Source organism: Clostridium sp. NSJ-49, assembly GCF_014287725.1.
Taxonomy (GTDB): Bacteria; Bacillota; Clostridia; order Clostridiales; family Clostridiaceae; genus Clostridium; species Clostridium disporicum_B.
The window spans coordinates 1-20918 of record NZ_JACOOP010000020.1 but is presented as its reverse complement, the minus strand read 5'-3'; the positions used below and the strand labels follow the sequence as shown (position 1 = coordinate 20918).

The 20918-nt window shown below is 29.1% G+C and carries 20 protein-coding genes; all 20 read left to right on the top strand.

Features of this window, described 5'->3' with window-relative positions:
* The first annotated feature begins 188 nt into the window (after window positions 1-188).
* The gene (locus tag H8S10_RS08790; protein ID WP_186838600.1) at window positions 189-1463 is read left to right on the top strand and encodes a serine hydrolase domain-containing protein; all 1275 of its coding nucleotides are present in this window, start codon (window positions 189-191) and stop codon (window positions 1461-1463) included.
* A gap of 140 nt (window positions 1464-1603) precedes the next feature.
* Complete coding sequence (locus tag H8S10_RS08785) at window positions 1604-3055, top strand: MATE family efflux transporter (RefSeq protein WP_186838599.1); 1452 nt, start codon at window positions 1604-1606, stop codon at window positions 3053-3055.
* Window positions 3056-3195: 140 nt separating this feature from the next.
* Window positions 3196-4104 (top strand): Gfo/Idh/MocA family oxidoreductase, encoded by a 909-nt coding sequence (locus H8S10_RS08780; protein WP_186838598.1) that lies wholly within the window; start codon window positions 3196-3198, stop codon window positions 4102-4104.
* A 207-nt stretch (window positions 4105-4311) separates the two neighbouring features.
* Window positions 4312-4611: an ATP-dependent Clp protease adaptor ClpS gene (locus tag H8S10_RS08775; protein ID WP_055262676.1), complete on the top strand. Its 300-nt coding sequence runs from the start codon at window positions 4312-4314 to the stop codon at window positions 4609-4611.
* Between the two features lie 2 nt (window positions 4612-4613).
* Window positions 4614-6845: an AAA family ATPase gene (locus H8S10_RS08770; protein WP_055262678.1), complete on the top strand. Its 2232-nt coding sequence runs from the start codon at window positions 4614-4616 to the stop codon at window positions 6843-6845.
* 410 nt (window positions 6846-7255) lie between these two features.
* The gene (locus H8S10_RS08765) at window positions 7256-8458 is read left to right on the top strand and encodes an ammonium transporter (protein WP_186838597.1); all 1203 of its coding nucleotides are present in this window, start codon (window positions 7256-7258) and stop codon (window positions 8456-8458) included.
* Window positions 8459-8487: 29 nt separating this feature from the next.
* On the top strand, window positions 8488-9000 hold the full coding sequence (locus H8S10_RS08760; protein ID WP_055262682.1) for an AmiS/UreI family transporter: 513 nt from the start codon (window positions 8488-8490) through the stop codon (window positions 8998-9000).
* A gap of 340 nt (window positions 9001-9340) precedes the next feature.
* Window positions 9341-9643, top strand: a complete 303-nt coding sequence (locus H8S10_RS08755; protein ID WP_055262684.1) for an urease subunit gamma — start codon at window positions 9341-9343, stop codon at window positions 9641-9643.
* Between the two features lie 15 nt (window positions 9644-9658).
* Window positions 9659-9982: an urease subunit beta gene (locus tag H8S10_RS08750; protein ID WP_032118340.1), complete on the top strand. Its 324-nt coding sequence runs from the start codon at window positions 9659-9661 to the stop codon at window positions 9980-9982.
* Window positions 9982-11697, top strand: a complete 1716-nt coding sequence (gene ureC / locus H8S10_RS08745; RefSeq protein WP_186838596.1) for an urease subunit alpha — start codon at window positions 9982-9984, stop codon at window positions 11695-11697. Before H8S10_RS08750 ends, ureC begins: the two co-directional genes overlap by 1 nt.
* Before the next feature lie 21 nt (window positions 11698-11718).
* Window positions 11719-11952, top strand: coding sequence for a hypothetical protein (locus tag H8S10_RS08740; RefSeq protein ID WP_051986857.1), 234 nt, complete (start codon window positions 11719-11721; stop codon window positions 11950-11952).
* Between the two features lie 83 nt (window positions 11953-12035).
* Entirely contained in the window at window positions 12036-12647 is a 612-nt protein-coding gene (gene ureG / locus H8S10_RS08735) for an urease accessory protein UreG (RefSeq protein ID WP_172675723.1), read from the top strand.
* 1 nt (window position 12648) lies between these two features.
* Window positions 12649-13494 carry an urease accessory protein UreD gene (locus H8S10_RS08730; protein WP_231074062.1) on the top strand — a complete coding sequence of 282 codons (846 nt, stop codon included), beginning with the start codon at window positions 12649-12651 and terminating at the stop codon, window positions 13492-13494.
* Window positions 13495-13527: 33 nt separating this feature from the next.
* Window positions 13528-13983 carry an urease accessory protein UreE gene (locus H8S10_RS08725; RefSeq protein WP_032118343.1) on the top strand — a complete coding sequence of 152 codons (456 nt, stop codon included), beginning with the start codon at window positions 13528-13530 and terminating at the stop codon, window positions 13981-13983.
* Between the two features lies 1 nt (window position 13984).
* Entirely contained in the window at window positions 13985-14677 is a 693-nt protein-coding gene (locus H8S10_RS08720; RefSeq protein WP_055262686.1) for an urease accessory protein UreF, read from the top strand.
* 263 nt (window positions 14678-14940) lie between these two features.
* Window positions 14941-15924: an ABC transporter permease gene (locus H8S10_RS08715; protein ID WP_055262688.1), complete on the top strand. Its 984-nt coding sequence runs from the start codon at window positions 14941-14943 to the stop codon at window positions 15922-15924.
* Window positions 15911-16813 carry an ABC transporter permease gene (locus H8S10_RS08710; protein ID WP_347707673.1) on the top strand — a complete coding sequence of 301 codons (903 nt, stop codon included), beginning with the start codon at window positions 15911-15913 and terminating at the stop codon, window positions 16811-16813. Before H8S10_RS08715 ends, H8S10_RS08710 begins: the two co-directional genes overlap by 14 nt.
* A gap of 15 nt (window positions 16814-16828) precedes the next feature.
* Window positions 16829-18394, top strand: coding sequence for an ABC transporter substrate-binding protein (locus H8S10_RS08705; protein WP_186838595.1), 1566 nt, complete (start codon window positions 16829-16831; stop codon window positions 18392-18394).
* 53 nt (window positions 18395-18447) lie between these two features.
* Entirely contained in the window at window positions 18448-19473 is a 1026-nt protein-coding gene (locus H8S10_RS08700) for an ABC transporter ATP-binding protein (RefSeq protein WP_186838594.1), read from the top strand.
* Window positions 19466-20380, top strand: a complete 915-nt coding sequence (locus H8S10_RS08695) for an ABC transporter ATP-binding protein (RefSeq protein WP_186838593.1) — start codon at window positions 19466-19468, stop codon at window positions 20378-20380. The genes H8S10_RS08700 and H8S10_RS08695 overlap by 8 nt, the downstream gene beginning before the upstream one ends.
* Window positions 20381-20918: the final 538 nt, after the last annotated feature.

Genomic DNA, 20918 nt, shown 5'->3' with positions numbered 1-20918 from the left:
AATGAAGACATTGATAATATAAATAAGAGAGAATATCACATATAGATTTTTAGATGAATTAATTGTGAAATATATTTAAAAAAAATATATTTACTATGGAATTAACGAATAATTTGTTATAAAATTGTTAAGGACACAATTTATTTTTTATAAAAGACAAAAATACTACAGACCTATGCGGGGGAATTATGAAAAAAAGATATGTTTTATTAGTAATAGGACTTACTATAAGTTCAATTTTAACTTTAACTGCTTGCAGTAGTGAAAAAACTGTAACTGATGCACAGATTAATATTATTAGAGAGGGTGTAGCAGAGCAAGAAGAAAAAAGTGATAATAATGTTGCTGAAGAATCAGTTGAAGAACGAAATATTGAACAATATAAAGTTGAACAATATAGATTTGAAAGTGAACCAGTAGAAACAGAATATAAAGATGTAGATAAAATTGTTGAAGCTGGATATGAAAATGTAGAAGAATTTTTAGACCAGGAAGCTGCAATAAGGGAGTTTCAAGGGGTAGCACTTGTAGCAGTAGGTGATGAAATAAAATTTGCTAAGGCATATGGATATGCTGATACAAATAGAGAAAATACATTAACAACTCGTTTTGCTATTGCATCTAATACTAAGCAGTTTACAGCAGCTGCAATAATGCAATTAGTGGAGCAAAATAAAGTTGATTTAGATGAAACTATAGATAAGTATTTCCCAGATTATGAATATGGGTCTATAATTACAGTAAGAGAATTACTACAGATGAGATCTGGAATTCCTGATTATTTAAATGAAGCAGAAGTTTTTATGAGGTCAGAAGAAAGTTTAAGTATTTTAAATGATTATAGAAATAATACGTATTTTGATAAGTATGTTGAAGATGCAAGATGGTCAAAGGAATTAATTTTAAAAGACTTAAATTTATCTGATTTATATTTCCAACCAGGAGGAGCTTATGATTACTGTAATACTAATTACTATCTTCTTGGACTTATTATTGAACAAGCAAGTGGTTTATCTTATGAAGAGTATATAAATAAAAATTTATTTGAGCCAGCTGGAATGGTGACAAGCAGTATGAAAGCAGAAGAGTCAGATGCAAAAGGGCATGGAAGTGCTGAGTCAGGAGTAATTAAGGCAAATCCAGAGTTTACTTATGCAGCAGGTAACATTTATTCAAATATTTTTGATATGTTCCGTTGGATGAGAGCATTCCATAAAGGAAACATTGTATCAGATCAGTCTTATAATCAAATGGTTACAGCTGTTGATGGATATGGTTTTGGACTTTTTGTTAATGATGGTATCATAAGACATAGTGGAATAATAGATGGATTTAATTCAAATACTGAATATGATATTTTGAATGATATTACTATAATAGTAATGGAAAACTCTGATGCAACTACAGGGCTTTTAGATGCAAAGTATGATACAAGTATGATACGTGGATTAATTGTAAAATAACTGGACCTTCAAGGTGCTAAAAACACTTACAGTAAATGTAGGTGTTTTTTTATACCATAAAAATTGGACCTATTTGGAAGTTAGTGATATAATGTTAATAGTTTGTAAAAAAACCATTAATTAAAGGGGATGTATAATAAATGAACAACAATGGGGAAGAGGTCATTAATAGTATAGAAGATAGAGAGCTATTAATAGATAAGGTATTTTCAATCAAAAATATAATAAATAACTTACAGGTTATTGATGAAATTCCTAAAACAAAGACTCTTGTTAGAAAAGCTATAAAGGTAGCTTGGCCATCTACAGTGGAATCGTTTTTAGTTGCTATGGTATCTTTTATAGATACTATTATGGTTTCAACTTTAGGTTCATATGCTATAGCTGCAGTAGGACTTACAACCCAGCCAAAATTTTTATGTTTAACTCTATTTATATCATTAAATATTGCTGTAAGTTCAGTTGTAGCAAGGAGAAAAGGTGAAGGTGATAGAAAAAGAGCGAATAACACATTATTTCAAGCTTTAATAATTACAGTTGGACTATCAATTATAATAAGTGCATTGGCAATAATTTTTGCAGAGCCATTTTTAAGATTTGCAGGAAGTCAAAGTGATACTCATGGATTTTCTGTAATATACTTTAGAATTATAATGGGTGGTCTTATTTTTAATGTAGTTAGTTTAGTTATTAATGCAGCACAAAGAGGTTGTGGTAATACGAAAATAGCAATGAGAACAAACTTAGCATCTAATCTTGTAAATGTAGTATTTAATTATTTATTAATTGGAGGAAAGTTTGGATTTCCAGCTTTAGGGGTAGCAGGAGCAGCAATTGCAACAGTGCTAGGGACTATGGTGGCATTTTTTATGTCTATCTATTCAATTAGTCATTCAGATGGATTTTTAAATATAAAATCTTTTAAAAAGAACTTTAATATAGATAAAAATTCACTTAAGAGTTTATTTTCAGTAGGTTCCTCTTCTTTTGTGGAACAAATATTTATGAGAACAGGATTTTTATTATATAGTTTAATAATTGCTAATTTAGGGACAAGCGCCTTTGCTGCACATCAAATTGGAATGAATATAATAAATATCTCATTCTCTTTAGGTGATGGTTTAGCTGTGGCAGGTGTTGCTCTTATTGGACAAAATTTAGGTAAGAAAAGACCAGACCTAGCTAAGATATACGGAAGTATTTGTAGAAGAATGGGGCTTATAGCTTCTATAATGATTTCAATTATATATGCCATATTAGGAAAAGATATATTCAGATTATTTACAAATGATCCTGATGTTTTAAAATACAGTGCTAATATAATGAGCCTAGTAATAGTTATAGTAATATTCCAGATTGCTCATGCCATATATGGAGGATGCTTAAGAGGTGCAGGAGATACTAAGTATACTGCAATTGTATCGCTTATAAGTATTACGTTTATAAGACCTTCTGTTGGATGGTTACTGACTTATCCACTTTCAATGGGACTAATGGGAGCTTGGTTTGGAATATTAACAGACCAAATTGTTAGATTTTATCTAACAAGTCGTAGATTTAAAAGCGGTAAATGGACTGAGATAAAAATATAAAATAAACCTTATTATCTTTAAAGTTGTAGCGTATATAGATATTTTGAAGATATAGGCAAAATGTGATAGTATTAAGCTGAACAATATTAAGAATATAGCTTTTATTAATATTGATATAAGGTAGAGAGGAAGAGGATGGAATGAGAATAGGGATAATTGGAATAGGTGATATATGTAAGAAAGCATACTTACCAGTTTTAACAGCTAGAGGTGATATTGAATTAGTTTTATGTACTAGAAATACTAAAACTATTGATGAAATAAAATCAAAATATAGAATAAATGAAGCTTATACAAATATAGAGGATTTAATTAAATCAGGAATTGATGGAGTAATGGTACATTCATCAACAGATTCACATTTTAAAATATGTAAAACGCTTTTAGAAAATAAAATACCAGTCTATGTTGATAAACCAATAAGCTATGATTATAAAGAAGCTGAGGAGCTTTATGAATTATCAAAGAAAAATAACACAAAAATAATGGTTGGCTTTAATAGAAGATATGTTCCAAAGGTGAAAGAATTAAAGGAACTTGGAAATCCAGATATTATTATAATGGAAAAGAACAGAGTGAATTTACCAGGTGAAACAAGGGTATTTGTATTTGATGATTTTATACATGTAGTAGATACAGTAAGATTCTTAATGGGTGCAGATTATACTGATATGTCAGTTAAGTATAAAAAAGACTCTAGGGGATTAATAAATGTAGTGTTGACATTAACTAATGAAAATACAACTGCTATCGCTATTATGAATAGAGATAATGGAGCAGTAGAGGAAACAATAGAATATATGGCATCAGGTAAAAAAGCTGTAGTAACTTCTTTAGTAAAGACAACTAAATTTGAAAATAATAAAATTTCAACTGAAGAGTTTGGAGATTGGACACCAACACTTTATAAAAGAGGATTTGAAAATATAATAGAAGAATTTATAGGATTCATAAAAGAGAAGAATAATAGTAATAAATATATTGAAGATGCACTTAAAACTCATAAAATATGTGAAGATATAGTAAATTATATAGAAAATAAATCATAATTTATATATAAATTATAAAAAGGTCTAGCTTTTCATGAAGATAAGCTAGGCTTTTTAAGTTAAGCTTAGTAGTGTTATTGCTGCGTTATATTAAAGAATAAAAAATGGAAATATAAAGAGATAAAAGGATTAAGTCATTGATATTATTACTTTTCATTAATATAATTAACAATATAAAATAAATACTATGGGATATGGAGGTAGCTTATGGAACCAAAGATAGTAACAAGAGAGAAAAGCAAAGTTAAAGTTAAAAAGCCTAAACATTATAAAGTAATAATGCATAATGATGATTTTACTACAATGGAATTTGTAGTTTATATATTAACAGATGTTTTTAGAAAAGATATGTTAGAAGCTGAAAAGATAATGATGGATGTTCATACGAAGGGAAGAGGTGTTGTTGGAATATATCCTTATGATATAGCTGTGACAAAGGCTTCTTTAAGTATGGCGAAGGCTAAGGAAGAAGGATTTCCATTTAAGGTAACTGTAGAGGAGGAATAATAATGGAGGTAAGTAGAGAGTTAAATGATATTATAATTGAAGCTTTTAATTATGGTAAGAAAAATGGTGATTTATTTATTACTGCAGAGCATTTATTATATGCACTTACTTTTAACGAAAGTTTTATTGATGCTGTAAAAAATTGCGAAGGTAATTTAGAGGGATTAAGAAGCAATTTAGAAGAATATATAAATGAGTACGTTGATAAAGGTAATGATGATATACCTCATGAAAGCTATAGTTTTCAGGAAGTGCTTATAAAAGCCAGTGAACAGGTTATATATTCTCAAAGAGATGTAATTAACTTAGAACATTTAGTAGCTGCTTTTTATGCTTTAGAAGAAAGTTATTGTCATTATTACTTAATAGAAAATGGTATTGAAAAAACTGATGTTTTATATAGTTTAGCACATAGAAGTGATGAAGAGAGTATAGATAGCATCGAAGAGTTAAATCACGAAGATAATGACTATGAAGAAGTAAGTAATAAAGATGAGAAAAAGAAATCCATAATAGATAAGCTTACTATTAATTTAACAGAATTAGCAAAGAATGATGATGAGATATTAGTAGGAAGAGAAGATATAATAGAAAGAACTATTCAAATTCTTTGTAGAAAGAGTAAAAATAATCCACTTCATATTGGAGAGCCTGGAGTTGGAAAGACTGCTATTACTTTAGGGTTAGCTAGACTCATTAATGAAGGAAAAGTCCCAGAGAAATTAAAGGATTCTGTGGTCTTATCTTTAGATTTAGGTTCACTTGTTGCAGGAACTAAGTATAGAGGAGATTTTGAAGAGAAGATTAAAAAGGTTCTGAATGAAATAAAAACTTTAAAAAATCCAATAGTTTATATAGATGAGATTCATAATTTAGTTGGTGCAGGAGCTTTAGGGGGAGGATCTTTAGATGCATCAAACCTTTTAAAACCTTATCTTATAGATGGTAGCATTATGTTTATTGGTGCAACAACTTATGAAGAATATAAAAAATACTTCCAAAAGGATAAAGGTTTAAGTAGAAGATTCCAAGTAGTAGAAGTTAAAGAGCCTTCAGAGAGTGAATGTATAGAAATTTTAAATGGTGTTAAAGAAACTTATGAAAATTATCATAAGGTTAAATATACAGATGATGCATTAAAGGCTGCTGTAACATTAAGCCATAAATACATAAACGATAAATTCTTACCAGATAAAGCTATAGACTTAATAGATGAAGCTGGAGCTTTTGTTAATTTAAATAGTAAGGATAGCGAAAGAACTATTGATGAAAAAATTATAGAAGATGTAATTTCAAAGATTTGTCATATTCCTAAAAAGACTGTTGAGAAAGATGAGATAAATTCACTTAAAAATTTAGAAGATGACTTAAAGAAAAATATCTTTGGACAGGATACAGCTATAGAAGAGGTAGTAAGAACTATAAAAATGTCTAGAGCAGGCTTAACAGAAGCAGATAAGCCAGTTGCATCACTTCTTTTTGTAGGACCAACAGGAGTAGGTAAGACAGAGATAGCTAGAACATTAAGTAATAGCTTAGGTATTAAGCTTATAAGATTTGATATGAGTGAATATCAAGAAAAGCACGCAGCATCAAAGCTTATAGGAGCGCCTCCTGGATATGTAGGATATGAGGAAGGCGGTCTTTTAACAGACGAGATTAAGAAGAATCCTCATTGTGTTCTATTACTAGATGAAATAGAAAAAGCACATATAGATATATTGAATGTTTTACTTCAGGTTATGGATTATGCTACATTAAGTGATAATCAAGGAAGAAAAGCAGATTTTAGAAATGTTATTATAATAATGACTTCAAATGCAGGTGCTAAGGATATAGGTAAATCATTAGTTGGTTTTGGAGCAAGAGAAATAAAAGGTACTGCAATAATGGAAGAGGTTAAAAAAGTCTTTACTCCTGAATTTAGAAATAGACTTGATAAAATAGTCGTATTTAATCATATAGATATGGCTATTGCAAAGAATATAGTATTAAGAGAGCTTGAAAAGTTTAAGAAACAACTGTTAGATAAAAATATCAATATAGATTTTACAGAAGAAGCAATACTTAAAATTGCAGAGAGAGGTACTTCAAGAGAGTTTGGAGCGAGAGAAATAAAGAGAATTATAAACTCAGATGTAAAACCATTATTAGTTGATGAAATTCTTTTTGGAAGCTTAAGTAAAGGTGGAATATGTACCGTTAAAGTTGAAGATAACCAATTTAAAATTTAATATAAGTTAATTTTTGACTATAAATTTATTTATTAAAAATATAGTTAAATAAAGTAATAAAGCTGCCTCAAAATTTCAAATGAGGCAGTTTTATTTTTAAAATTATTGTATACAAATTAGTTGTGTTAAGTTATGGGATAAATTACTTATAATTATATAATAGGTAAGAAAAGTAATATATCAGTTAAGGTATTGACAGGAAATATTGGAATTATAAAACAGATACATAATTGAATAACATAAATATTTTTCCAATAATAAAAGATGATTAAAAAAAATTATCAGAAAATAATGAAAATTAAATTTATTCTAACTTAATTAAGAAATATTGACAAGATTCGATTTTATTTGCTATACTCGTCATTGTGCATTTTTAGAATGTAAAAATTATATATTAAAGGAGGAGTCTTATGATTAATAACGGGGATGTAGCATTTATAATTTTATCTACTATACTAGTTTTAATTATGGTACCAGGTTTAGCATTTTTCTACGGTGGATTAGTTGAAAGAAAAAATGCATTAACAATCATGTTCCAAATTTTCATTGCAATAGGAGTTGTATCATTGTTATGGATATTTGGTGGATTTAGTTTAGTATTTGGTAAAGATATTGGAGGAGTTATCGGTAATCCGCTTCAATATTTTGCATTTAAGGATGTTACCTTTGCTGTAAACTCTACTTATAGTAATAATATACCATTTATTATGTTCTTTATGTATCAATTAATGTTTGCAATAATAACAGCACCATTAATGACAGGAGCATTTGCTAACAGATTAACTATAAGTGGATGGATAAAAGTATTAATTCCTTGGATGATACTTATATACTTCCCAGTAGCTCACTGGGTATGGGGTGGCGGATTCTTAGCTAAGATGGGATTCGTAGACTTCGCTGGAGGAGCAGTAATTCACATTACATCAGGATTTGGATGTTTAGGTGCATTACTTGTACTAGGTAAAAGAAAGTACAAAAATGAAAAAGGTCCATTCAATTTAGGATTAGTTGCAATAGGTGGAGCTCTATTATTATTTGGATGGTTCGGATTTAATGCAGGTGGAACTTTAGCAGCAGCAGAAACAGCAGCAATAGTTTTCACAAATACAGGAGTTGCAGCAGCAACAGGAATGATAGTTTGGTTAATACTTTATGCTATGCATAGTAAAAGAGCATCTTTCTTTGAGATGATAGTAGGTGCAGTTGCAGGATTAGCAACAGTTACACCAGCATCAGGATATATTGACCCAATAGGAGCAGTTATTATAGGTGCAATAGCAGCTGTAGTATGTTTCTTCTGTGTAGAATTTGAAAGAAAGAAATGGGACGATGCACTTGATGTTTGGGGAGTTCACGGAATGGGTGGATTTATAGGTACACTATTAGTAGGAGTGCTTGCAAACCCAAGAGTAAATGGAATATCAGCTGGATTAAAGCAATTCTCTATACAATTAATAGGTTGCTTAATAATTATTGTTTATTCAGTTGTGATGACTTACATAATATTTAAAGTTGTAGATAAGATAAAATCTATAAAAGTAAGTGATGAAGTACAATTAAAAGGATTAGACCAAGAATTCTTTAAAGAAAATTATGAAACAAAATACGAGTAAAAATTAAAAAAAGAAAGAAGATGTAAATTATGTTAGGTGTAGTTTTATTATACGTTGGAGTAGTTCTTATACTTAATGGTATAGCAAGACTTTGTAAGATCGATGAAAAATCTATGGCAGTATTTAATGTATTCACTGGAGTATTATCATTTATATTAAATATAGTAGCAGTAATACAAGGGAATTATTTTGCGGCAGGAACAGGTCTATTATTTGGATTTACATATCTGTTTATTGCAGCAAGATGCCTATTTAACCTAGATGGTAGATTATATGGCTGGTACTGTTTATTTGTAGCAATAAATACTATTCCATTAGCATTTATTGATCCAACAACATTAAAATTTATAGACTTCACTGTAGGAAATATATATTGGGTTATTATATGGCTTTTATGGGGCTTATTATGGTTAACTGGATTTATAGAATTAGTAATGAAGAAAGATTTAGGGAAATTTGTTGGATACTTATCAGTTATTGATGGTATTTTCACAGCTTGGATTCCAGGATTCTTATTATTAATTAATATGTTTCCTAAATAAATTTTAAAAGAGATTGTTACAAAATGATTTTTTCGGATCATTTTGTAGTGATCTTTTTTTATTTTAGTATTATTACTTGAAAACGATATAATAATTTCATTAAAAAAGATGAAAAATACATAAAAATACATGAAAAAATTACCCAAAAATGTGGAAAAATAAAGAAAAATTAAAAAATTTATAAGAGGTAAACTTTTTCATATGATAAATATTTAATATATAATCTTTAAAAATAAAAAAGTGTTAAAAGTGTAAATTTGAATGATAAATAAAAAAGGTGTATAAAAAAAAGGTCGCAAAAAATTGTGATATTTAAATTATAATGAGGGAGGATACAGCTATGAGATTATCAATGAAGGAACAAGAAAAATTAATGATAGTTGTAGCGGCAGATGTTGCTAGAAGAAGACTAGCAAAAGGAATTAAGTTAAATTATCCAGAATCTGTAGCACTTATTACAGACGAAATAATGGAAGGTGCTAGAGAAGGAAAGTCTGTAGAACTTCTTATGAATGAAGGTAGACAAGTCCTGACAAGAGAGCAAGTTATGGAAGGAATACCAGAAATGATTCATACTATACAAGTTGAATGTACATTCCCAGATGGTACAAAGCTTGTAACAGTACATGATCCTATTCAATAAGTGGAGGTTTAAATTATGATACCAGGAGAATACATATTAGCTGAAGAGCCAATAAAATATAATGAAGGATTTGAAGCAATCGAATTAAAAGTTATAAATAGAGGTGACAGACCAGTTCAAATAGGTTCTCATTTTCATTTCTATGAAGTAAATAATGCATTAGAGTTTGATAGAGAAACTGCATATGGAAAGAGATTAGATATACCAGCAGGTACTGCTGTAAGATTTGAACCAGGTGATGAAAAAATCGTTAATTTAATAGATATAGCTGGAAAGAGAAAAGTTTACGGTTTATGTAATAAAGTTGATGGATTCCTAGCTAAAGGAGGTAGAAAATAATGGCTTTTGAAATAGACAGAAAACATTATTCTGATTTATTTGGACCAACTACAGGAGATAGTATTAGACTTGCAGATACAGATTTATTCTTAAAGATCGAAAAAGACTACACAGTTTATGGTGATGAAAGTAAATTCGGTGGTGGAAAATCTTTAAGAGATGGTATGGGTCAAAACTCAATAGAAACAAGAAAAAATCCAAAGGTTGTTGACTTAATAATCACAGGAGCTACTGTTTTAGATTATACAGGAGTATATAAAGCTGATATCGGTATTAAAGATGGAAAGATCGTTGCAATAGGTAAAGGTGGAAATCCTGATGGAATGGATAATGTAGATTTCATAGTAGGAGTTAGTACTGAAGCTTTAGCAGGGGAAGGATGTATCTTAACTGCTGGAGGAATTGATACTCACGTTCACTTTATTAGCCCAGATTTAGTAGACTCAGCTTTACATGGAGGAATTACTACTGTAATCGGTGGTGGGACAGGCCCTAACGATGGAACAAACGCAACTACTTGTACTCCAGGTGAATGGCATATTCATAGAATATTAGAATCTTTTGATTCACTTCCAATAAACGTAGGTATTCTTGGAAAAGGTAGCGGAGCTAACGTTGAAGTTAATGCAGAACAAATAAGAGCTGGTGCTTGTGGATTAAAGATTCATGAAGACTGGGGTGCAACTAGATCAGCAATTGACTACGCTTTAAGAACAGCTGATGAGTATGATGTACAAGTTGCTATACATACAGATACTTTAAATGAAGGTGGATTCGTTGAAGACACTATAAAAGCAATAGGTGGAAGAGTTATTCATACATTCCATACAGAAGGTGCTGGTGGGGGACATGCTCCTGACATATTAAAGATGGCATCACATCCAAATGTATTACCAGCGTCAACTAACCCAACAAAACCTTATACAGTTAATACTGTAGCTGAACATTTAGACATGCTTATGGTTTGTCACCACTTAGATAACAAAGTTCCAGAAGATATAGCTTTTGCTGATTCAAGAATTAGAAAGCAAACAATTGCTGCAGAAGATATACTTCACGATATGGGTGTATTCAGTATCATGAGTTCAGACACAATGGCTATGGGAAGAATTGGAGAAGTTGTTTCTAGAACATGGCAAACTGCTTCTAAGATGAAGAATCAAAGAGGTCCTCTAGCAAGTGATTCAGAATATGACGATAATAACAGACTTAGAAGATACGTTGCAAAATATACAATAAACCCAGCTATAGCACACGGAATATCTGATTATGTTGGATCTGTAGAAATTGGTAAGATGGCGGATTTAGTTTTATGGGAACCTGCTTTCTTTGGAGTTAAGCCTAAGGTAGTAATTAAAGGTGGAATGATTAACCTTTCAGTTATGGGAGAATCAAATGCTTCAATTCCAACATGTCAACCAGAGATGTTAAGAAAGATGTTTGGTGCACATGGAAAAGCTGTAGGACAAACTACTGCTGCATTCGTATCAAAATATGCTTTTGAAGATGACATAAAAGGAAAATTAGGTTTAGAAAAACAAGTATTACCTGTAAGTGGTATTAGAAATTTAACTAAGAAAGATATGAAACTTAATGATGCTATGCCTGAGTTAGAAGTAGATCCACAAACTTATGACGTTACAGTTGATGGAGAACTTATAACTTGTGAGCCAGCAGAGACATTACCAATGGCTCAAAGATACTTCTTATTCTAAGATATATTTATGGAGAGAAAAATGGCTTTATATAAGGTTTTTGTTGTAACTGCTGATACTATGGCAGAAATGGGTAAGATAGCTCATTCATTAGGGAATAGACATCTTCCAGCTCAATTTCAAGATGGTAAAATGCTATTACAATATGATGAAAGAATAGAAGAAATATTAAAATCAGCTCATATCGAATATAAGCTAGATGAAGTTAGTTTAGAAGTAGCTTTTAGGGATATTGATTCTGATCATATACACTAAAAAAATTTCCTAAGGATAGGTTATATTTATCCTTAGGAGATTTTAGATTATTTTTAACTAATTATAGTAAAGGAGATTTTATTATGAGACCAGTAGTAATAGGGGTTGGAGGTCCTGTAGGTGCAGGAAAAACTCTTTTAATTGAAAGAGTAACAAGACAGATGGCAAAAGATTATGAATTAGCTGTAATAACTAATGACATATATACAAAAGAAGATGCAAAATTCATGGTTGAAAATTCAGTATTAGAAGAAGGTAGAATTATTGGAGTAGAAACAGGAGGATGTCCTCATACAGCAATAAGAGAAGATGCTTCAATGAATTTTGCAGCTATAGAAGAATTAAAAAATAAATTTACTAATTTAGACATAATATTTGTTGAAAGCGGCGGAGATAATTTAGCAGCTACATTTAGTCCAGATTTAGTTGATTTTTCAATGTACATAATAGACGTTGCTCAAGGTGAAAAGATACCTAGAAAAGCAGGACAAGGTATGATTAAGAGTGATTTATTTGTTATAAATAAAATAGATTTAGCACCATATGTTGGAGCAAATTTAGATGTTATGAGAGAAGATACATTAACATTTAGAGGAGAAAAGGACTTTATATTCACTAACTTAAAAACAGATGAGGGAATAGAAACTATTATTAAGTGGATAAAAGAAAAATGTTTATTAGAAGGAATTTGTTAATATGATTAACGATATGAATAATAAAATAGCTGGTAATTCAAAGTTAGTTTTAGAGAATAAACCTAATGGTACGGTTGCAACTACATCTCATTTTGTAGGAGCATCTAAGGTTTCACCAGCAATATTTTTAGGTAGAGAAAAGACACCTTGCTATTTTTTACTTCACTTAGGTGGAGGATATGTTGAAGGTGAAGTATATAAAAATTCAATAGAAGTAAAAAAAGATGCTAAAGCGATAATAACAACACAAGCACCAACTAAGGTGTATAAATGTGAAAAAAATAGAGAACCAGCTTGTCAAGAAACTATTATAAAAATGGAAGAGAACTCAGTTTTAGAATATATTTCTGACAGCGTTATTTTGTACAAAAATGCTATGTATAATCAAGATACTACAATATACATGGATAAAAAAGCTACTCTTATTTATACAGATGGAATAACATCAGGTTGGTCACCGGATGGATCTAAATTCCAATATGATTCTGTAAAGATGAGAAATAAGATTTATGTAGATAATAAACTTTTATTGTTAGATAATTTACAATTAAGTCCAAGAGAATATGATGTAACTGAACTTGGGATATTAGAAGGTTATATTAATTTTGGCACAATGGTAGTTATAAATGAAAATATGAATGAAAATTATGTTGAAAAAGCAAGAGAGATTATCGATGCTTTAAATTTAGATATAAAATATGGTGTTTCCATATTAGAAGAGCATGGCATTATAATAAGAATTTTAGGAAATTTAACTCAAGAAATTCAAAAGGCAATAGATGCAGTGCACTATTATCTTAGAGAAGAATTATTTGGTTTAAAACCAATAAATATACGTAAGTATTAATAAAATATTAAGTTAAATAAGGAGGTTCTTTCTATGCTTTTTGAAAAGATATTAGGAAATTTAGATGAATTAGAAAGTACAGATGGGTATCATTTAGAAAAAATATATATAGATAGTGATGATTTAGTTAAAAGAATAATAAGAGTTAAATCAGATCATAACCATGAACATGGAATATCATTAGATAGAGGTATGAAATTAAGAGATGGAGATATATTATTTAATGATGGTCATAATTTAGTTATAGTAAAAGTTAAAAGCGAAGATGTTTTAGTTATTAAACCTAAGGATATAACTGAAATGGCATATATTGCACATAAATTAGGAAATAAACATCTACCTGCACATTTTGAAGATGATGTTATGATAGTTCAATATGATTATTTAGTTGAGGATGAATTAAGGAAAGATAACATCAATTATTCAAGAGAAGATAGAAGAGTAAAAAACGCTTTTACACATGTTAATTTTATGGAGCATAAGCATTAGTATGGATAAGAGTTTAAAAATGTTACAGATATTACAATTATGTGATTCTAACTTTCCTATAGGATCATTTAACCATTCTTACGGAATGGAAACATATTTAAGAAATAATGTTATAGATGATGCTAAAAGTTTTAGTAAGTGGGTAGATTTATTTTTAAAGCATCAATTTATAACATCTGATGGATTAGCAATAAGAATGTTATATGAAGCATTAGAAAATGGTGATGTGGATAAGGTCTGGGAAATTGATAACTTATTAATAGCACAAACTGTTGCAAAAGAAACTAGAAATGCTGCCAAATTAGTTGCTAGTAGAATGATAAAGATATATTTAGATCTATATGAAATAGAAAACTTAAAAATATATGCTAAAAAAATTGCTTCTAAAGAAGTATATGGACATCCAGCAATAGTATTTGGATTATTAATGCATGATCTAGAAATGTCAAAAGAAGAAGCTATTAAGTTACATATGTACAGTACTGTTTCAACTATAATACAAAATGCTGTTAGAGCAATACCATTAGGTCAAAAAGATGGTCAACTTTTAGTTAAAGAATACTCAGAAAAATTTAATCACTACTATAAACTAATAGAAGAACTTGATTTTGATTCATTTGGAGCTAACACTCCTGGAATTGAGCTGTCACAGATAAATCATGAAACGTTAGTGTTTAGATTATTTATGTCTTAATATTATTGAAATAAATAATAAGCTAAATAAAAAATATTAAGATAAAAATTTATTCTAAAAAATAAATTTAAAGATTAGTATTTATTAAATAAACTCTGCGTAAATGTACGTGGGGTTTGTTTTTTTAATAAATTGAATTATTTTACTAAGCTTAGTACATGAAGAGTTTCTATTAAATAGATAGGATAAATAATAATTTGGTATTGAATGACTATAATGTAAATGAGGACCTTAGAGACAATATAATATTTAAGGAGTAAAAAATGATAAAAGTTGTATTAAGAAAAATATTTCAGTGTATTATTGCTATTTTTATATTATCTTTAGTTGTATTTTACATTTCAAGATTATCTCCAGGTGACCCACTTAAAGCTTATCATGGAAATGCCGTTGAAAGAATGAGTATGGAAGAAAAAGAAAAGGCTAGAGATAGATTAGGGCTTAATGAACCTATATATATTCAATATGGAAAATGGCTTAAAAACGTTGCAAAAGGCGATTTTGGAATTTCATATAAGTATAAGCGTGATGTTACGTCAGTTATAAAGGATGTATATAAAAACACCATTATTTTAGGTGGATTAGCTTACATATTAACATTTGTAGGAGCTTTAATTATAGGAATATTTTGTGCCATACACGAAGATAAACTTATTGATAAGATAATAATGACAATTGGAAATATAACATCGAGTATACCATCATTTTGGATAGCATTAATATTAATTTTAATATTTGGCGTAAATTTAGGCATTTTACCAACTAGTGGAGCATATTCCATTGGGAATGAAAGTGATATAGCTGATAGAATGATACATTTAATATTACCATTAGTAGTTTTAGTAATAGGGCATTTGTGGTATTACGGATATATGGTAAGAAATAAGATTTTAGAAGAGATGAGAGAGGACTATGTATTATTAGCAAAGGTAAAAGGTCTAACAAAAAGACAAGTCGTTTATAGACATTGTTTACGAAATATTATGCCCTCATTTATAACTATTATGGCAATTTCAGTACCACATATTTTAGCAGGAACATATGTAATTGAGCAGGTTTTTTCTTATCCAGGGATAGGAACTCTTATATTTGAGAGTGCTAAATATCATGATTATAATATGCTTATGGTTTTATCTCTTATAACAGGTATTATTGTATTGATATCAAATATGATAGCTCAAATTATAAATATAAAGATAGACCCGAGAATGAATTATCAGGGAGGCGAAACTTTTGAACCTTCATAGCAATAATTTCAAAATAGTTAAAGATAAAAGCAAGTATATTAAAGAAGAGAAAGTAAATAAAAATTCATTTACTATAAAAGACAAGAGTCACTACTTATCAATAATAATATTATTGATAATAATAATTGCTTGTTTAAGCTCTTCATTAATAATGAATCATGATCCGAAGTTTATGGATTTAGCTAATAGTAATGTACCTCCAAATAAAACATTTTATTTTGGCACAGATTCTATGGGAAGAGATATATTTTCAAATATTTGGTATGGAGGAAGAGTATCGTTATTTATAGGAATTTTTTCAACTATAATTTCAACAGTTATTGGAGTGGTATATGGAAGTATTAGTGGTATGGCTGCTCCTTGGATAGATAATTTAATGATGAAAGCTATAGAAATATTATTAAGTATTCCTTCTATTTTGTTAATAATTTTTATGCAATCAATAGTAGGGGATAGTACACCAATATCTATGTCCATTGTTATAGGAATTGTTAGTTGGATAAGTATTGCAAAAGTTGTAAGAAGTGAAGTTAGACAAATAAGAAATAGTGAATATATATTATCAGCTAAAATAATGGGAGGACGATTTTTCTATATATTGAGACGACATTTAGCACCTAATTTTATGGCATCAATAATGTTTATGGTAGTAAGCAATATTGCATCAGCAATTGCAACAGAATCCACGCTTAGCTTTTTAGGGATTGGTTTACCATTAGATATTATATCTTGGGGAAGCATGTTATCACTAGCTCAAAATGCATTACTATCTAATGTTTGGTGGGTAATTTTATTTCCAGGATTGTTTCTAATTGTAACCCTTATTTGTATAGCTAATATAGGTAATTATTTAAGAAAGAAAAATATTAAAAAGTATAATAATCTGTAAAGGAGATAGGTTTAGATGTTAAAAAAAGTTAAAGTGACAGTTTTATTATTATCCATATCTTTACTGATAGGTTGCGGAAGTAAAATAGAGGATAATGCAAGTGAAAATATGAATAATGATACAGCTAAAGAAAAAGTATTAGTATATGGAAGTGGAGATTATACCAGTATAAATCCAGCACTTTTTGAACATGGGGAAATTAATTCACTTTTATTTAATGGATTAACAGCTCATGATAAAGATAATAACATTATTCCAGCATTAGCTAAAAGTTGGAATTATGATGAAGCAACTTTAACTTACACATTTCATTTAAGAGATGACGTTAAATGGCACGATGGAGAGCCATTTACAGCTGAAGATGTTAAGTTTACTTATGATACAATTAATAATCCAGATAATGGTTCAGAAATAGCAACAAATTATGAAGATATAACAAATATTGAAATAGTAGATGACTACACAGTTAAAATAACCTTAAAAAATAAGAATGTTGCAATGTTAGATTATTTATCTGTAGGTATAATTCCTAAGCATATATTAGAAGGCCAAGATATAATGACAAGTGATTTTAATAGACATCCTATTGGGACAGGACCATATAAATTTGCTAATTGGGATGAAGGCCAGGGGATTACATTAGTAAAAAATGAAGATTATTTTAGAAAACCTCCTAATATAGATAAAATCATATTTAAGATAGTTAATGATACAAAGGCAAGAGTAATGCAATTAAAGTCTGGAGAATTAGATTTAGCTCAAGTAACTCCAAAAGATATTGAAACATTTAAAAATGATGATAGTTTCGTAGTAGATATAATGAAAACCTCAGATTATAGAGGTATAATGTATAATTTTAATTATCCATTATTTAAAGAAAATAGAGAACTACCAAATGCTTTAAGCTATGCAATTGATAGAGAAGCCATAGTAGATAATATTTTATTAGGATATGGTGATGCTGCTTACTCTCCGCTTCAAATGGGAATATATAATAATTCTGAAATGGAGAAGTTTGAGTATAATCCAGAAAAAGCTAAGCAATTATTAGAAGAGGCTGGATGGAAGCTTGGAAGTGATGGAATATATAGCAAGAATGGAACAAAATTAAGCTTTGAACTAGTTTGCATGGAAGGTGACCAAGAAAGAATTGATATGGCAAACTTTGCAGCCCAAGAGTTAAAACAAATAGGAGTAGATGTAAGGGTAACTGTAAAATCTGATATTGATTGGGAAAACCAAGCCGCATTTTTAATTGGATGGGGAAGTCCATTTGACCCAGATGACCATACATATAAGGTGTTTTCAACTAATGGAGGTGCTAATTACAATTCATATTCCAATGAAAAGATAGATGAACTACTTACTAAAGCTAGACAAACGGATGTTTATGAAGAAAGACTAGAATATTACAAAGAGTTCCAAGAGGAAATGACACAAGATCTTCCTTATACATTTTTAGCATATATTGATTCTATTTATGTAGCTAAAAATAATTTAGAAGGAATAACTAAAGAAACAGTTTTAGGACACCATGGAGTAGGAATATTCTGGAATGTTGAGGATTGGGATTTAAAATAAGAAGATATATTATATAGTTATCAATATTAATAAATAATAGGAGATTATTTATAATGGATACAGTGCTTGAAGTTAAAAATTTGAAAGTGAATTTTAAAACTAAATGTGGCGAAGTTAAAGCGGTAAGAGATGTATCATTTGATTTGAAAAAAGGAGAAATCTTGACAATTGTAGGAGAGTCAGGATGCGGAAAATCAGTTTTATGTAGAAGTATACTAAAATTATTACCTGAAAATGGATATGTAAAAAGTGGTCATATATTATTAAATGGCAATAATATATGTAATCTTACTGATAAGATGATGTCAAAGATAAGAGGTAAGGAAATATCTATGATTTTTCAAGACCCAATGACATCATTGAATCCTACTATGTCTATAGGAAAACAAATATCAGAAGCTGTTAGAGTTCATAATAAGGTTACTAGGAAAGAAGCTAAGAAACGAGCTATAGAATTAATAGATTTTGTGGGAATAGATGAAGCAGAAAGTAGATATAACCAATATCCATATGAATTTTCAGGTGGAATGAGACAACGTATAGCCATTGCTATAGCATTAGCATGTAATCCTAAAGTTTTAATAGCAGATGAGCCTACGACAGCGTTAGATTCTATAATGCAGAATAAAATATTAGATTTAATAAAATCAATACAGATGAAAACTAATATTTCAATAATATTTATTACCCATGATATGGAAGTGGTAAATAGAATTTCAGATAGAATTGCTGTAATGTATGCAGGTAAAATAGTTGAAATAGGTAAAAAAGAAGAGATATTTTTAAATGCTGTTCATCCATACACAATAGGATTAATGTCATCTATAGCCGCTTTTAATATGGACAAAGAATATCTACCGACTATAGAAGGAATGCCACCAAGCCTCTTAAACCCACCAAAGGGAGATGCTTTTGCATTAAGAAATAAGAATCCATTAGTAATAGATTTTTTAGAAGAACCACCAATGTTTAAAGTTAGTGAAAGTCATTATGCTGCAACATGGTTACTACATCCAAAAGCAGCTATAGCAAGAGAGGAAATTAGAGCTAAAGAGGAGAAGTTAGATATTAATGAATAAAGAAAAACTTTTAGAGATAAAAAATCTTAAGCAATACTTTACCTTAAATAATAATAAAATCATAAAGGCTATAGATGACGTTTCACTTGATATTTATAAAGGTGAGTTTTTAGGATTAATAGGGGAATCAGGCTCAGGTAAATCTACATTAGGAAAAAGTATAGTAGGTATTAATAAAATAACTGGTGGAGAGATTAAATATGATGGTATCACTATTAGTGATAAAAAATCAAAAAGAATTAAGAGGGAAATAATAAGTAAAAAGATACAATTTATTTTTCAAGATTCTACATCCTGTTTAAATTCTAGAATGACAGTTAAAGATATTATTGAAGAGCCAATGAAACTTCAAAAGCTGTATAAAAGTAAAAAGGAGAGAGAAAAAGTAGTATATGACTTACTCGATGTTGTAGGATTAGATAGAAGTAGTATAAATAAGTATCCATACGACCTTTCAGGAGGACAAAGACAAAGAGTTGGTATAGCTAGAGCTATTTCAACAAAGCCAGAATTTATTATAGCAGATGAACCTATTGCATCACTTGATGTATCAATGCAAGCACAAATAATAAACTTATTTAAGAAAATTAAAAAAAATAATAATTTAACCTTCCTTTTTATATCTCATGATTTATCTATGGTTAGATATATTAGTGATAGAATAGCGGTGATTTATAAGGGGAAAATAGTAGAGGTTGCATCTACTGATGAATTATATTCTAACCCAATACATCCTTATACTAAAATGTTGATAGCAGCTAATTTACAAGAAGATAATTCTAGTAATAAGAAAGATGGATTTAAAAATAAAGATTACGATATAAAATATAATGAAAATTACAATGAAGATGCAAAGTGGATAGAAGTTAGTAAAGAACACTTTGTTTTGATTGATAAGCTTATTTAAATATAAGGCTATGTTTTAAATAAGCGTTGATAATGGAAAATATAAAAGTTAACCAATTGTGATATGCTCCCATTATAGAACAGTTTTATTATTTTAACTGTATACTATAATGGGAGCATATTATTTATATTTTACAATTAGAAGAAGATAAGGTTGGTTTTGAATAATTAAAGGAAATGCTAAAAAAATAGAGGGATAGAATAAGTAGCTAAAAGAACAAGTGAAACTTAATTATAATGTAGAATATGGAAGAAATTGTGATATAATATGGTTATAAAGGTGAAAATTTAAAGAATTTACATATTGAATAATAGATTATATATTTGGTTAGAGATGAGCATAATTGATCTTTTAAAAAGTGAATATTAATTAGAGATGAAAAAATAGGAAAATTAGGATTATTAGTAATAAAGTGACCTAAAAAAGGGCAGACTATCCCTATGAGGATAATAAAATGTAAAATATTAGGTTGTTAAAGAGCTAACTAGCTCGTTTAAGCTTGCTTAGAGAACAAATCTTATCTTCCTTTTTATTAACA